This window comes from Streptomyces sp. NPDC058464, assembly GCF_042721035.1.
Lineage (GTDB): Bacteria > Actinomycetota > Actinomycetes > Streptomycetales > Streptomycetaceae > Streptomyces.
Genome location: NZ_JBHXMA010000014.1, coordinates 106,934 through 123,246, shown reverse-complemented (window position 1 = coordinate 123,246; position 16,313 = coordinate 106,934). Strand labels below are relative to the sequence as shown.

2 protein-coding genes (1 of these 2 cut by a window edge) are annotated in these 16,313 nt (G+C 75.1%); both read right to left on the bottom strand.

What is annotated here, in order from left to right:
• On the bottom strand, nucleotides 1-2,853 hold the 5' portion of the coding sequence (locus tag ACFWPQ_RS20170; protein ID WP_384036176.1) for an amino acid adenylation domain-containing protein. 1,836 nt of this gene lie to the left of the window's left edge; the window shows 2,853 of its 4,689 coding nt (coding positions 1-2,853); it begins with the start codon at nucleotides 2,851-2,853; the stop codon falls past the left edge of the window.
• Nucleotides 2,850-16,313 (bottom strand): SDR family NAD(P)-dependent oxidoreductase, encoded by a 13,464-nt coding sequence (locus tag ACFWPQ_RS20165; protein ID WP_384036173.1) that lies wholly within the window; start codon nucleotides 16,311-16,313, stop codon nucleotides 2,850-2,852. The genes ACFWPQ_RS20170 and ACFWPQ_RS20165 overlap by 4 nt, the downstream gene beginning before the upstream one ends.

Here is a 16,313-nt window from a genome sequence, read left to right as displayed (position 1 = left end):
CTCCTCGATCCGCCCGGCGACCGTCGCGGCCGCGGCGGGCTCGGCGACGACGAAGGCGACCAGGCGCGGATGCCCGGGCCGCTCCTCGCGCAGGACCACCCGCGCCTCGCCGGTCGCGCCGGTACGCCGGATCGCCGCCTCGATCTCACCGAGTTCGATCCGGTGCCCGCGCAGCTTGATCTGCCGGTCGGCGCGGCCGAGCAGCAGCATCTCGCCGGTCTCGGTCCACCGGGCCAGATCCCCGGTGCGGTAGCGCCGCCGCCCGTCCTCCTCGACGAAACGCTCAGCGGTCGGTTCGGGGCGGCCGCGGTAGCCGCGGGCGACGCCGTCACCGCCGATCAGCAGTTCCCCGGTGGCGCCGAACGGGACCGGGCCACCGTCCGGCCCGGCGAGGTGGAAGGTCGTGTTCGCGATCGGCGTGCCGACCGTGATCGGCCGGTCGCGGCGTACCCGCAGCGCCGAGGACCAGATGGTGGTCTCGGTCGGGCCGTACATGTTCCACAGCTCGCCGGAGCGGTCGAGCAGGTCGGCCGCCAGCTCGGTGCTCAGCGCCTCCCCGCCGCAGAGCAGCCTGGGTATCCGGCCGCGCCAGCCGGCGGCAAGCAGCATCTGCCAGGTGGCCGGTGTGGCCTGCACGATGGTCGCGCCGCTGCTGTCGAGCAGGCCGGCCAGCGCGAAGCCGTCCCGGGTGACCTCGGCCGGGGCGATGTGGACGGTGGCGCCCCGGGTGAGCGGCAGCAGCAGTTCGAGGCCGGCGATGTCGAACCCGGCCGTGGTGACGGCAAGCAGTACGTCGTCGGCGGCGCACCCGGGCCGGTCGGCCATCGCGGTGAGGAAGTTGACCAGGTTGCCGTGGGTGACCTCGACGCCCTTGGGACGGCCGGTGGACCCGGAGGTGTAGAGCACGTACGCGAGATCGTCGTCGTGGCAGGCGCCCTGCCTGTCCGGGGCCGCGTCGCCCGCGGCGGCGTCGCCCGCGGCGGCGTCGCCCGGGTCGCCGAGCGGGATGCGGGCGCCCGGTGTCCCGGCCGGCAGGCGGTCGGCGTACGCCGGGTCGACCAGGACCGCGGCGAGACCGGCGTCGGTGCAGATGTGCGCGAGGCGGGCGGCCGGGAAATCCGGGTCGAGCGGCACGTAGGCCGCACCGACGGTGTGCGCCGCCAGCATCGCCACGATCATGGCGGCTCGTCGTCCGGACAGCACACCCACCAGGTCGCCGCGGCCCACGCCGGACGCGCCGAGGGTCCGCGCCAGTGCGTGCACCCGCCGGGCCAGTTCGCCGTAGCTGGTGGCACCGTCGGCGTCCACCACCGCCAGCCGCTCCGGGGCCGACGCCGCGCGGGCCAGCACCAGGCCGGCCGCGGTCGTCGCGCGCGGCCGGGCGGCCCGGGTGTCGTTGGCCCGGTCGACGAGGGCGCGTTCCGCCGCGGTGGTGAGGGGCAGGCCGCCGATCGGCTGCCGCGGGTCGGCGGCCACGGTTTCCAGCAGCAGCCGGTAGTGCTCGGCCAGCCGCTCGGCGGTGGCCGGGTCGAACAGCTCACGGTCGTACTTGAGGTAGACCAGCGCCTCCGGCCCGCGCACCACCACCTCGACGACCAGCGGGTTCTCACCCTCCTGGGTCAGCGCCAGGGCGTCGCGGAAGACGGTCTGCCCGGCGGCCATGTCCTGGTCGCCGCCGACGCCCTGTTGCAGATAGAAGCCGATGTCGAAGGAGGCCGCGGTGTCACCGGCGCCGCGCAGGTCACCGACCACGGCGGCGAACGGGTAGGAGCTGTGCTCCTCGGCCTGCGCCATGTGGTCGTGCACGGCGGTCATCAGCTCGGCGACGCTGCGCCGCGGGTCGCAGTCGACCCGTACCACCACCGGATTGATCAGATAGCCCACGGTGCGGTCGAACCGCTCGGAGATCCGGCCGTCGGTCGGCACCATGACGCTGATGTCGCGGTGACCGGAGTGCCGGTGCAGCAGGGCGGCGAAGGCACCCAGCAGCACGCTGAACGGGGTCAGCCCGGCCGCGCCGGCAACCTGACGGAGGGCCGCCCAGGTGGCCTCCGGCAGCCGGAACTGCACCATCTCGCCGGTGTCGGCGGTGGGCGGCCCGCCCCGGTGCCGATCGGTGATCGCGTCGAGGACCGGACCGCTGGAGGCACCGGCCAGCCGGTCGCGCCACCAGCGGCGGTGGTTCTCGGCCTCCGGCCCGTCGAGCAGTTCCCGCTGGCTGCGGACGAACTCGCGGTACGGGGTGGCCGGCTCGACCGGCGGCAGGACCCCTCGTCCGGCCAGCGCGTCGTGGCAGGCAACGATGTCGCGCAGCAGCAGGTGGCTGGAGATCCCGTCGGTGATCATGTGGTGGAACACCAGGAGCAGCAGGGTCCGGCCACCGGGGGCCGCAATCAGCCACATCCGGTGCAGGGGGTCGTGCTCCAGGTCGAAGGGGGTGTGCACCAGGCGCCGGACACGTGCGGCGAACTCCCCGTCGGTGACATGCCCGAGGTCGAGGCGGATCACCTCGGCGGGGCGCTCGGTGATCTCCTGCACCGGCGTGGTCCCGTCCAGCCGGACGGCGATCCGCAGTCCCGGCTGCCGTTCCACGACGGCGATCAGGGCCCGCGTGAGCACGTCCGGGTCGATCCCGTCGCCCAGCCACAGCCCCAGCGGCAGGTTGTAGGAGGTGGTGCCGGGCCGGTTCGCGTGGATCGCCCAGAGCGACGCCTGGCCACGGCTGAGCGGGTAGGGCCCCGGCACCGGCTGGGGCACCGGCTCGGTCAGGCCGCGCAGCAGCGATTCGGCGATCTCGTCCGGCAGCTCGCCGGCGGCGACCGCGGCGAGGACCTCGCGCAGTGCCGGGCTCATCGGACGCTCCCCTGCCGCAGCTCGGCCAGCGCGTCGTCGACCGTGACCGATCCGTCGCGCAGCCCGGCCAGCAGTGCGCCGACTCCGTTGGCGGCGGCGGGTGCGGGGGACGGCTCGGGGACGGCGACCGGAGTGGCCGCCGACTCACGCGCGGCGCCCGGCGTGGCCGCCGACTCGGACGCGGCGATCGCTATGGACGCCAATTCGGATGCCCCGGCCGACATGGACGCCGGCTCGGACACCACGACCGGCGTGGACACCGGCCCGGACGCGGCGGTCGGCGTGGGTGTCGGCTCGGGTGCGGCGGCCGCGGGCAGTGGTCCGTACCTGTCGTGCACGGCCCTGGCCAGAGCGCGCACGGTCTGTCCGACGCCGAACATGCGGGCCGGTATGTCGACGCCGTAGGCCGCGCCGAGGCGACGGCTGAGGCGGCGCAGCCCCAGCGAGTCCACACCGACGTCGGACAGCACCCGGTCGGGCGGCAGTCGGTCCGGTGCCATGCCCAGGTGCGCGGCGAGCAGGGTGCGGACGCGGTCCCGCACAGCCGCCTCCGGGTCGCCCGCGGCGTCCGTACCGGCCGCTGCCGGCGCCGGCTCGGACGCGGGTACCGGTACGGCCGCCGCGGCGGCGTCCGTGACGACCGGTGCCGACGCGGCGGCGTCCGTACCGGCCGGTGCCGGCGCGGGCTCGGACAGGGGTACCGGTACGGCAGGCGCCGGCTCGGTCCATACGTCGGCCGCCTGCTCCGCGTCGATTCCGGCGAGCCCGGCCGCAGCCGCCTGCGCCTGGTCGAACCGTGGCCCGGGGGTGATCCAGTGGCTCTGCCTGGCGAAGGCGGAGGTCGGCGCCGGAACCCGGCGGACCGGTTCCCCCGGCCACAGCTCGGCCCAGTCGATCGCGACGCCGTCCACCCACAGCCGGGCGATCTTGTCGAGCTTGCCGGCCGCGACGACGGTGCGCAGGTACTGGCGTCCCTCGGGGCCGTCCAGCAGCAGCGCCGTGCCGGTCCCCCGCCCGTCGCCCGCGCTGACGCCGTCTGCGGTCGTGCCGGCCAGCCACTCCTCCAGGCGTTTGACCAGTCCGGCGAGGTCGTCGGCGACCACGGCGAGCCGCTCGGCGAAGACCTCCCGGCCGGTCTGCAGCGTGTAGGCGAGGGCGGCCGGGTCCACCGCGTCGGCGTCCCGCGCCCAGCAGGCCAGGTTCTCGGCGGTGCCGCGCAGCCGCTCGGCGTCGCGGGCGGACAGCACGAACAGGTACGGCCCGGTGCGACCGGCGCTCGGCCCGGTGCGGAACTCCTCCAGCACGAGGTGCGCGTTGACACCGCCGAGACCGAACGAGCTCAACCCGGCGCGCAGGGGCACCTCGGTGCCGTCCGGGCCGGTGACGCGCCGCCACGGCTCACGGTCGCGCAGCACGTGCAGCGGACTGCCGTCCAGGCGCAGGTAGGGGTTGAGCGTCTCCAGGTGCGGGTTGCCGGGCAGTTCGCGGTGGCGCATGGCGAGCAGCACCTTGATCAGCCCGGTCACGCCGGCGGCCGCCTCCAGGTGACCGGTGTTGCTCTTCACCGCGCCGAGCGCGACCCGGTGGCCGGTGCCGTCGGTGCCGTGCTCGGCGTACAGCCGCCGGAAGGCGGTCTTGAGGCCCTCGATCTCGACCGGATCGCCCAGTTCGGTACCGGTCCCGTGGGTCTCCACGTAGGTCACCGTGCGCGGGTCGGTCCCGGCGCGGTGGTGCGCGGCCACGATGCAGGCGGCCTGCGCGGCCGGGTTCGGCGCGGTGAGCGAGTTGCTGCGGCCACCGTGGTTGATCGCGCTGCCGCGCAGCACGCCGTGGATGACGTCCCCGTCCGCGAGGGCCGCGGCGAGCCGCTTGAGCACCACGACACCCACCCCCTCGGCCCGGGCGATGCCGTTGGCGCGGGCGTCGAAGGCGCGGCAGCGGCCGTCCGGGCTGAGCATGTCGGCCTGGCTCATGTCGACGAACAGCGTCGGCGACGCGATCACGTTGACGCCGCCGGCCAGCGCGACCGTGCACTCCCCGCGCCGGATCGCCTCGGCCGCGTGGTGCACGGCGACCAGTGACGACGAGCAGGCGGTGTCGATCGTCTCGGACGGGCCGTGCAGGTCCAGCAGGTACGACACCCGGTTGGACAGGATGGCGTGCGCCCGGCCGACGGTGTTGTACCCGTCGAGCGGCACCCCCAGTGCGTGCTGGAGCTCGAAGTAGTCGTAGGTGCTGCTGCCGACGAAGACACCGGTGTCGGTGCCGGCCAGGTCGGAGGGCCGGATACCGGCGTCCTCGATCGCCGTCCAGGTCGCTTCCAGCACCAGCCGGTGCTGCGGGTCCATCGCGACCGCCTCGGTGGGCGAGATGCCGAAGAAGTCGGCGTCGAACAGGTCCACCCGGCGCAGGAACCCGCCCCAGCGGGCGGTGGTGCGGAACTCCCCCGGTTCGGGGTCGCCGTGGATGCGCCGCCAGTCCCAGCGGTCCGCGGGGATCTCGGTGACCAGGTCGTCGCCGGCGGCCAGGTGGGCCCAGAACTCGTCCAGGTCGTCGGAGCCGGGCAGCATCCCGGCCATGCCGACGATGGCGACGCCGTCGGCACCGGCGGGTTCCGTCACCCTGGCGGCTCCGGCGCCCGCGATCCGACCGGAGGGTGCGACGGCCCCGCCGGAAAAGACCGGTCCGGACGAAGGGGCGGCCCCTGGTGGAACAGCCGCAGCCGTGGCGACGACCGCAGCGGTGGGCGCCTCGGGAAGCGAGCCGGTGGGGGGCTCGGGAAGAGAGCTGGTGGGAGGCTCGGGAAGAGAGCTGGTGGGAGGCTCGGGAAGAGAGCTGGTCGGTGCCGTGGGCAGAAAGTGCCGGGCCAGCTCTTCCCCGTACTCCTCGATGATCTTCGCCACCAGCTCGCCGGCGGTGGCCACCCCGAAGAACGCCGCCGGGGTCGCGTCCAGGTTCCAGCGCACGTTCACCTGGTGGCTGAGCTTGGTGTACATGATGGAGTCGAAGCCGAACCGGCTGAGCTGGTCGTGCTCGGTCAGCTCGTCGGCGCGCAGCCCGGCCACGCCCCGCACCAGAGCCAGCAGGTCGGCGGCCACCGCCGCACGCCACGGTTCGGCATCCGGCGAACCGGGCCGCGGCATGGCCGACGTGACAGCCGGCGGGGCCGGCTCCGGGTCGGGCGTGCGCACGCCGATTCCGGCCAGCGCCTTCTCGGTACCCGACACGACCACCACCTGAACCTCCTGTCGGCCGAGCACGCCGGCCAGTGCCTCGATGCCCGTACGGGGCGGGAGCGGATGAAGACCGGCCGCGGCCAGCCGGTCCCGGTGGCGCTCGGTGAGCGCCGAGCCCGACCACGGCCCCCAGTTCAGGACGCGGACCGGCAAGGGCAGCCGGGCGGCGAGTGCCTGCCCGATCGCGTCCTGGGCCGTGCAGGCGGCGGCGTACGCGGCCTGGCCGGGGTTGCCCAGGAACGACTGCAGCGAGGAGAAGATCGCGAAGAAGTCCAGGTCGCGGCCGCCGATCGCCTCGGCGACCGCCAGCGTGGTCCGGGTCTTCGCGTGCAGCCCCTCGGCGAACCAGTCCTCGTCCAGCGCCGCCAGAGAGCGGTCCCGCGCCACGGTCGCCGCGTTCACCACCCCGTGGATCACGCCGATCCGGTCGAACACCGCCCGCATCCGTTCCGCGTCGCGGGCGTCGGCCTGGTGGAACTCCACGGACGTGCCGGCCGGGTCGAACGCGGCGATCCGGGCGGCCCGGGCGCCGTCCGGGCGGGTCCGGCCGATCAGCACCACCCTGGCCCGGTGTTCCCGGACCAGGTGCTCGGCCAGGTCCAGGCCGACGTCCCCGGCGCCGCCGACCAGCACGTACGTCCCGCCGTCGCGGAACACCGGCCGGGCACGGGTGTCGTCGAGCGGCCGGAGCACCTGCTGGTACCAGCGACCCGAGCGCAGGGCGTAGTCGCCCGGCGTGGCGGCGGCGACCGTGGTGGGGTCACCGGGGCCGACGTCGATCGCGCTGATCCGCCACCTCTCGCACTCCCGACGGGCCGATTTCAGCAGCCCGTGCGCGGCCGCCGCGACCGGGTCGGTGATCGGTCCGTCCACCGCCGCGGCGGCGCGGGTGACCACGGTCAGGGTGAGCTCGCCCGCGCCGGCCGGGCGGGTCTGCAGGTGCCGGATCACCCGGAACAGCTCCCGGACGGCGGGTTCGCCGCCGGTGACGACCGCGTGCACGACGGTGGGTGTGGGCAGCGAGTCCAACGACCTGGAGGTGACCCGGTGCACGTCGCTCGCCGGGTAGTCGTCGCCGCCGAGCAGCCAGACCGGTCCGTCGGCCGGCGGCCGGGTGCTCATGTCCGCGACGGGCTGCCAGCGCGGCGCGTAGACGCCCGCGGGCTCGCCGGGTACGGCGGGCTGCTCCGGCTCCGCGCCGACCCAGCACCGGCGTCGTTCGAACGGGTAGGTGGGCAGCGGGATCAGCGTGCCGCCGGTGTCCGGCCAGCCGGCCTCGGCTCCGGCCACCCACCGGTCGGCGGGTGCGACGCCGTCGGGGCGGGCCAGCGCGGGGTGGCCGGTGCCGTCGATCGCCGCGCCGAGGGCCGCGACGAGCGTCGGCCGGTCGGCGGCGGTCACCGCCAGCCGTTCGGTCATCGCGTCCCGGCCGTGCCGCAGCGTGTGGGCCACGTCCACCAGTTCGACGTCCGAGTCCAGGGCGGCACGCAGCGCGGTCGCATAGCGGTGCAGCGCCTCGGGGGTCCGGGCCGAGAGCGGGAACACCAGCGGACCCGCCGAGGGCGCCGACGCCGCCGGGACCGCCGGCTCGTCCGGCTCCTCCACCACCAGATGGGCGTTCACTCCGCCGTAGCCGAAGGAGCTGATCCCGGCGCGACGCCGGCCACCGCCCGGCGGGCGATGCCAGGGGGTCGCCTGCCGGATCAGCTGGAACGGGCTGCCCTCCAGCCGCAGGTGCGGGTTCGGCTCCCCGAGTCCGGCGACCGGCGGCAGCATGCCGTGGCGCATCGCCAGCAGGACCTTGAGCAACCCGGCGACACCGGCGGCGGACTCCAGGTGCCCGATGTTTGCCTTGACCGCGCCCAGCCCGCAGAACGGTTCCCCGGGCAGCGGCCCACCGTGGCGGCGGGCCAGCTCGTCGAAGGCCAGCCGCAGTCCGTTGATCTCGACGGGGTCGCCCAGCTCGGTGCCGGTGCCGTGGGTCTCCAGGTAGCCCACGGTGGCCGGGTCGACGCCGGCTTCCGTGTGGGCGCGCACGATCATCGCGGCCTGTCCGGCGGGGTTGGGCGCGGTCAGCGAACGGGCCCGGCCGCCGTGGTTGACCGCGGAGCCGCGCAGCAGCCCCCGGATCCGGTGCCGGCCCGCCGCACCGGCCCGGGTCAGCACGACCAGGCCCAGCCCTTCCCCTCGGACGAACCCGTCCGCGCGGGCGTCGAACGCCTGGCACCGCCCGGACGGGCTGAGCATGCCGGTGCGGCTGAGCAGCAGGTGGTTGTGCGGCGACAGGATCAGGTTGATGCCGCCGGCGACAGCGATGTCGCACTCCCCGGAGCGGATCGCCGCGGCGGCGCGGTGGACGGCGACCAGGGAGCTGGAGCAGCCGGTGTTGACCGGTTCGCTCGGCCCGCGCAGATCCAGCAGGTAGGAGACCCGGTTGACCAGGATGGAGTGTGCGGTCGCGGTGGCCGCGTGCGCGTCGACGGGCAGGTCCGAGCGGCGCCGGATCTCGTCGTAGTCGCTGGATCCCGCGCCGACGAACAGCCCGACCGGCCGGCCGGCGAGCGTGCCGGGCGGCAGACCGGCGTCCTCCAGCGCGGTCCACACACCCTCCAGCAGCAGCCGCTGCTGGGGGTCCATCCCGGCGGCTTCCTGCGGCGAGATGCCGAAGAACAGCGGATCGAACATGTCGACGTCGCTGATGAAGCCGCCGCGCCGGGCGGGTACGTCGGCGGGCAGCGATCGCCAGTCCCAGCGGTCCGCGGGCACATCGGTGACCAGGTCCTCCCCGGCGACCAGGTGGTTCCAGAATTCGTCCAGGTCGCGGCTGCCGGGCAGGCGCGCGGCCATGCCGATCACCGCGATCGCGTCGTCGGTTCCGGTCTGCGGCGCGGGGGCGGGAATCGGCGCCTCGGCCTCCGTCGTCTCCGCGTCGTCGCTCACGGTCCGCGCCGCCGGGGCCCGCGGCGCCTCGGCCTCCGTCGTCTCCGCTACGGCCCGCGCGTACCGTTCCCGCAGGGTGGCGTCGTAGTCCCGCTGGAGCCGGGCGGCCAGCGCGCGCAGGGTGGCGGTCTCGTAGAACAGGGCGGGCGTCACGTCGAAACCGAAGGTGTCGTTGAGCCGCCCGGCGAGCAGGGCGTAGCTGACCGAGTCGAACCCGTAGTCACCGATCTCGGTGTCCAGGTCGAGATCCGCGGCGGGGATGCCGGAGGCGGCGGAGGTCAGTGCCAGCAGCTCGGCGGTGAACGAGGCGGCGTCGTCAGCCGGGGCCTGCGCCGTGACCGGCACGGGTGTCGGTGCCGGTGCCGGTGCCGGTTCCGGGACGCGTGCCGCGGCGGTGGCCACCACGACGTGCTGGAAGTTGCGGCTGGTCGCACCGTCCGTGGGCAGGGCCTGGAACCGGTCGTACCCGGCACCGGTCAGCACCGCGTTCCAGCCGGCCACGTCCAGCAGCGGCGATCCGGGCAGCCGCAGGTGCGTGTCGGTGTGCGCCCACCAGCCGTCGAACAGCCCGTACGTGACGGTGGCGGCCAGGGTGACCGTGGTGAGCTCGTTGAGCAGCAGTTGCCCGCCGGTGCGCAGCAGGGTGCGCAGGTGCCGCACGGCGCGGCTCACGTCCGAGGTGGCGTGCAGGACGTTCGCGCCGACGGCGAGGTCGAAGCCGTCCGCGGGGAAGCCCTGGGTGACGGGGTCGGTGTCGAGGTCCAGGCGCTTGAACCGCACGAACGGGTACCGCGTGCCGAACTCCCGGCGGCCGTGGGCCAGGAACGCCACCGACAGGTCGGTGTACCAGTACTCCAGGTGGTCGCCGTGGGGAGCCAGGGCACGCAGCAGACCGGCGGTGGTGCCGCCGGTGCCGGAGCCGACCTCGACGATCCGGATCCGCTCGCCGGCTCGCAGCTGCTCCCGGCGACGGCCGACGTGCGCCAGCAGCCGCGCGGTGAGCACGTCGTTGTACAGGTCGCTGATCGGGTTGCCCCGGTAGATCCGCTCCATCGCGGAGGTGCCCGAGGCGGGGAACAGCAGGTCGGTGGCGAGCAGTTCGCCGCGCAGCAGCATCGGGTAGCGGTCGAGGCAGCGGCGCAGCAGTTCGACGAAGACCGCGGACTCGGGGTGGGCCGCGGCCAGTGCGGCGAGGCGTGCGGCGTGTCCTCCGGCGAGGGCCTCGCCCAGCGCGGCCCGGTCCGGCCGGAACCGGTTCTGGTGGACGGTGAGCGCTCCCCCGTCGGCGAGCATGGTCAGCAGGGTGTGCAGCAGGCGGTCGTAACGGGGGGCGACGCCCACGCGCCGGGCGACCTCGGCCGCGTCCGGGTCGGGTCCGTGCCAGGCGCCCGCCTCGTGCAGCACGGCCAGCAGCGCACCACGGGCGATGGTGGTCATCTCCTGGTCCACATTGTGGAAATCGTCGACGACCCGCAGGTCGGCGCTGGTCAGCAGCGCGTCGGCAGGTGTCACGGCCGGTGTCGTCCCTTCGCTGGGGGTCATCCGCTCCCGCAGTGCCGCGGTGCCGGGCACCACCAGGAGCTGCGGAGCAGGCCGGCGCAGCGCCTCGGTCAGCGCGGTGAAGCCGGTGTCCGGGGTGATGGAGTGGAATCCGGCCGCGGTCAGTGCGGCGCGGTGCTTGTCGGTGGCGACGGAGCCGACCGTGCCCCAGAAACCCCAGTCGACGGCCCGGACCGGATAGGGCAGGCGTGCGTCGAGGGTGTGCGCGTAGGCGTCCAGGAAGGTCGATCCGGCGGCGTAGTTGCCGAGGCCGGGCTCGCCGAGGAAGGACTGGGCGGAGGAGAAGAAGAGCAGGAAGTCGAGTGGGGACGCGCCGATCGCGTCCACCAGGGTGGCGGCGGCACCGGACTTGGCCGCCAGGCTCTCGGTGAGATCGTCGTCGGAGAGGTCACGGACCAGACGGGAGCGCTGCACCATCGCCGCGTGCATGATGCCGTGCACCTGGCCGGCCTGTTCCAGCACCGCGGCGAGCTGCCGGGGGTCTCCGGCGTCGGCGCGGAGGTAGCGGATCCGGTGCTCGGCCGCCAGGTCGGGACGCTCCCGACGGCCCACCAGCACGACCTCCGCGTCCCACTCCACGACCAGCTTGCGGGCCATGGCCAGGCCGATACCGCCGCCGCCCCCGACGATCAGGTAGCGGCCGCCCCGGCGCAGCAGCTCGGGGCCGTGCGGGGCGGGGGCCGGGCGCAGCACCTGCCGGTGCACGGTCGTCCCGGCGCAGGCGATCCGGGTTCCGCGCGGCGCCGGGGCCGGCAGGTCCGCGCTCAGGTGGGCCGGGTCGAGGTCGACGACGGCGACCGACCACTTGCGGTGTTCGTTCTCCAGGACCCGGGCGAAGCCGTGGACCCCGGCCGCGTACGGGTCGGTGAGGCGTCGTCCGGGTGGGGCGGCCGCCCCCGCGGTGACCACGATCCAGTCGATCTCGCGCAGCCGGGCCCAGCGGCGGGCGTACGCGGCCAGCGCCCGGACCCCGGCCGCTTCCCCGGCGGCGACCCGCGCGGCTTCGGATCCGGTCGTGGGCGCCGGGCCGGTGAGCAGGTACACCACCCGCGGGTCCGCGGCCACCGGGTCGCCGATCTCGACGAGCTGCGCGCCGGGATGCCGGACGGCCAGTTCGGCGGCCAGCGCCCTCCGTTCCGGTGCGTGGAGCACCACGACCGGTCCGTCCGGCGTCACCCGTCCGGGGGCGGGGCAGGGCTCCCACCGCGGTACGTCGGCGCCCAGGGACACCGGCACCGCGCGCGGCGCCGCCACGGCGGGCGCGTCAGCGGTGTCCGGGACGGTGGCACCGGTGTCGTCGGTGGCGTCGGTGGCGGTTCCGACCCAGCAGCGCACCCGCTCGAAGGGGTAGCCGGGCAGGGAGGTCTTGCGGGGCCGCCGTTCGCGGTGCAGCACGCCCCAGTCCGGGGCGGCGCCGTTCACCCAGGCCGCGGCCAGTGTGTCCGGGTCGGTCGACGCGGGTGCGTCGACCGGCTCCGTGGCGCGTCCCCGGTGCACGCGTGACGCGTCGCCGTCGAGGAAGGCCCTCAGCGCCGCGCGGAGTTCCTCGGCGTCGGTGGCCACCACGGCCAGCCGCTCGGTCATGGCGTCGCGCCCGACCTGCGTGGTGTGGGCGATGTCCGCCAGCGAGACGGCGCCGCCCAGTGCTGCGGCCAGGGCGGACAGGCTCGACTGGGCGTCCACCCGGGGCGGCCGGCCGTGGCTTCGGGCGGCCACGGCCTGCATCAGCCGGTGCAGATCGTCCGCGTCCAGGCCCAGCTCCTCGAAGGAGGCGTCCCGGTCGGCACCGGCGAGCCCGGCCGCGTCGGCCAGGTCCGCCAGCTGGTCCCCCACGGGCAGTTCGGCGTAGCGCTCGGCGAGCAGGCGCAGGGCTCGCGGGGTGCGCGCGGACAGCAGCACCACCTGGGGGCCGTCTCCGGTGCCCGGTGCCGGGGCCGGCTGCGGGTACTCCTCGACGACGACGTGGGCGTTGCTGCCTCCGGCGCCGAACGCGCTGACGCCGGCGCGCCGGGGCAGGTCCCCGGTGGTGTGCCACGGGCCGGCGTCCTGCTGGACGCTGAGCGGCAGGTGCTCCCAGTCGATCGCCTCGTTCGCCGGTCGGGCGTGCAGCGAGGGCACCAGGGTGCGGTGCCGCAGTTGCAGCAGCACCTTGGTCAGCCCGGCGATGCCCGCCGCGGACTCCAGGTGCCCGATGCCGGACTTGACCGAGCCGAGCCGGGTGCCGCCGGTTGCGAAGACCCGGCCGAGCGCGGAGATCTCCACCGGATCGCCGAGGGCGGTGCCGGTGCCGTGTGCCTCCAGGTAGCTCACCGTGGCCGGGTCCACGCCGGAGCGGTGCAGCGCCTGCCGGACCACGTCCGCCTGCGCCGTCGGGTTCGGGACATAGAAGCCGCCGGCGCGCCCGCCGTGGTTGACGGCGCTGCCTTTGATCACCGCGAGCACGCGATCGCCGTCCGCCACGGCGGCTGCCAGGGGTTTGAGGACGACGACGCCGACGCCCTCGCCGGGGACGTACCCGTCGCCGCCGGCGCCGAAGGCCCGGCACCGCCCGTCCGTCGAGACGAACCCGACCTGGCTGAGGTGCAGATACTTGTACGGGTGGACGATCAGGTTCACGCCGCCGGCCAGCGCCAGCTCGCTCTCTCCGGAGCGCAGGCTCTCGCAGGCCAGGTGCAGCGCTGTCAGCGACGACGAGCACATGGTGTCCAGCGCGAGGCTGGGGCCGCGCGCGTCGAGGAAGTAGGAGACCCGGTTGGCGACCGCCGAGGTGAACGAGGTCGGCAGCACCGGCAGCCGCTCCTCGGCGCCGAGGCCGAGCATCTGGTACTGGGTGAACATGACCCCGGCGAACACGCCCACGGGCCGGCCGGCGACCGCCGCGCGGGTGATGCCCGCGTCCTCCAACGCGTGCCACGCGGTCTGGAGGAACAGCCGTTCCTGCGGGTCCATGCCCTCGGCCTCACGCGGGGTGATCCGGAAGAACGCGGGGTCGAACTCGTCGATCCCGTCCAGGAAGCCGCCCCACTTGCTGTACGAGCGCCCGGCGGCCCGCTCGGGTGCGAAGAAGCCGGCCAGCCGCCAGCGCCGTTCCGGGATCTCGGTGACGCAGTCGCGGCCGTCGAGCAGGTTCACCCAGAACCGGTCCAGGTCCGCGGCCATCGGATAGCGGCCGGCCACACCGATCACGGCGATGTCCCGGCCGGACGGCCGCGGGTCGCCCGCGGGTGCCGGGAGGGGTTCGAGAACGGTCGCCGCGGCGGAGTCGCGGACCGCGGCCGCGGACGGTTCCGCGCTCGTGGCCACGGGGTCGGTCTGCGGCTCGCGCAGTTCCAGGGCCCGGCGGGCGTGCTCGGGTCGTCCGTGCAGCACGACGACCTCGCCGCCCCGGTGGTCCCGGATCGCGTCGAGGATCTCGAGGCCCGTGCCGGTCGGCAGCGGTACCTGGCCCTGCCGCCGGAACGCCGCCTCGGTGGCCGCGTCGGTCCGCATGCCCCCGTCCGCCCACAGCGGCCAGGCGACCGAGGTGAACCCGTGCTCACGAGCGTAGGCGTCGACGAAGGCGTTCGCCGCGGCGTAGTCCGCCTGCCCGATGTTGCCCGCGACGCCGGTCACCGACGAGAAGGCGACGAAGAAGTCCAGGCCGAGCCGCCGGGTGGCGTCGTGCAGCAGCAGCGTGCCAAGCACCTTGGGCGCCAGGACCGCCGACAGGTCGGCCGGTGACTTCCCGGGCAGCAGGCCGTCCCTGAGGACCCCGGCGGTGTGCACCACCCCGTCGAGGCGGCCGTGCCGGGCGACGATCCCGTCGACCAGGGCCCGCACGTCGGCGGCCACGGTGACGTCGGCGCGCACGAACTCGGCGTCCGGCTCCCGGCTCGGCGGGGTGCGCCCGGCGAGGACCACCGTGGCGCCCTGTGCGGTGAAGAACGCGGCGAGCGCCCGGCCCAGGCCGCCCGCGCCACCGGTGATCAGGTAGACACCGCCAGGCCGGAGCGGCCGGGTTCCGCCGGGCACCGTCTCGCGGTAGCGACGGACGAGCCGGCCGCCGTCGTGCCGCACCCAGGTCTCGCCGGAGCCGGACAGTTCCGCGAGCACGGCCCGCGGATCGGGGTCGCCGTCGCACTCCACCACGGTCACGGCCAGGCGCGGCTGTTCGAGGCGGATGGTGCGGGCCATTCCGGCCACCGCCGCGGCGACCAGCGGCCGGGCGACGTGCACCACCGGCACCGGCGCGTCCAACAGCACCTGGGCGAGCGCCAGCATCTCCCGGCACGCGGTCTCCACCCGCGCGGGCAGGTCATCGCCGGCCGGCGGGCCCACCTGCACGACCCCGTCCGGGGCGCCGGGCAGGTCGGCCAGCAGGGCGCGCAGGTCCTCCGGCGCGTCGGGGCGCAGCTCGTACTCCCGCTCCCCCAGCCGCCGGAAAGCCGGGCCGCGCCGGGCGGTGATCTGATCCGGCCGCAGCCGGGCGTCGCCGATGACCAGCAGGGACCCGGTCGACGGCGGGTCCGGCCAGGCCGCCGGCTGCCACGCTCCGGTCAGGCAGGCGGTGGTCGCCGGGGTGTCGTCGTACGGCGTCGGCGCCTCGGTGTGCGGCCGGTCCGGGACGAGGCCGGCCAGGTGTTCCGTGACCGCGTCGACGGTGGGGTACTCGAACAGCAGCGTCGGGTAGAGCGTGATGTTCCACCGCTCCTCGAAGGAGCGGACCAGGGCGAGCAGGTCCGTCGACTCCAGACCGAGGTCGTAGAAGCCGCGGTCGCCCTCCACCTCCAGCAGGTCCGGGTCGGCCGCGACCTGCCGGACCAGTTCGACGATCTCGGCGCGCAGCGAGGCGCCCGGCGTGGGGGTGGGTGTGGCCATGGGCGCGGGTGCCGCGGTGGCCGAGGCGGTGAGCCGGGTGATCGCCTCGGTGGAGCGGACCCGCTTGAGGACCAGGCCGGTGAATCGGGCGGCCGGCGCGCCCGAGGCGTCGTACAGGTCGATGTCGGCCTTGACGATGTCGGCGGCCGGGCCCGCCGGGGCGAGCCGCATCTCCACCGTGCAGGTGTCGCCGAGCGGCCGCAGCGCGCGGAACTCCCCGATGTGCAGGGGGATCAGCGGCCGCTCGTCGGCTCCGGCCCCGGCGAACGCCAGCGCGTACGCCTGCATGGTCGACCCGTCGAGCAGGGCCGGGTGCAGCATGAAGTCGTCCGCCGTGGCCCGCGCCTCGGCACCGAGCGCGAGCTGCGCCCGTACCGTGTCGGCCGTGACCCGCATGGTGCCGTGACAGCGCATGAAGTCGCGGTGCTCGATCCCGACCGACCTGCCGGTCGTGTAGACCTCGCCGATGTCGCGCGACGGCCCGGCTCCCGCCGGGAGCGGCGATCCGGTCAGGGCCGGCAGGCCGACGCGGAGGATGGCCCGCAGGTGCGTGGTCCGCCCGTCGTCGGCCGGGGCGCCGTCGCGCACGCGCCGGCTGGTCGCGGTGACCCGGGTGATGTCGCCGTCCGGCTCCAGCAGGACCGTGATCTCCCGGTCGAAGTCCTCGGTGGTGGTGAGCGGTTCGACGAAGAGAACGTCGCTGAGCCCGGCGTCGCCCGGCTCGACACCGCGCTCGCGGAGCAGGCGGTACACGATGTCGAGGAAGGTCACGCCGGGCAGCGTGCGCACCCCGTGCACGCGGTGGTCGTCGACGATGGGGTTGTCCCCGGTCAGCCGGAGAAGGCAGCGAGCAGCCAGACGGTTCAC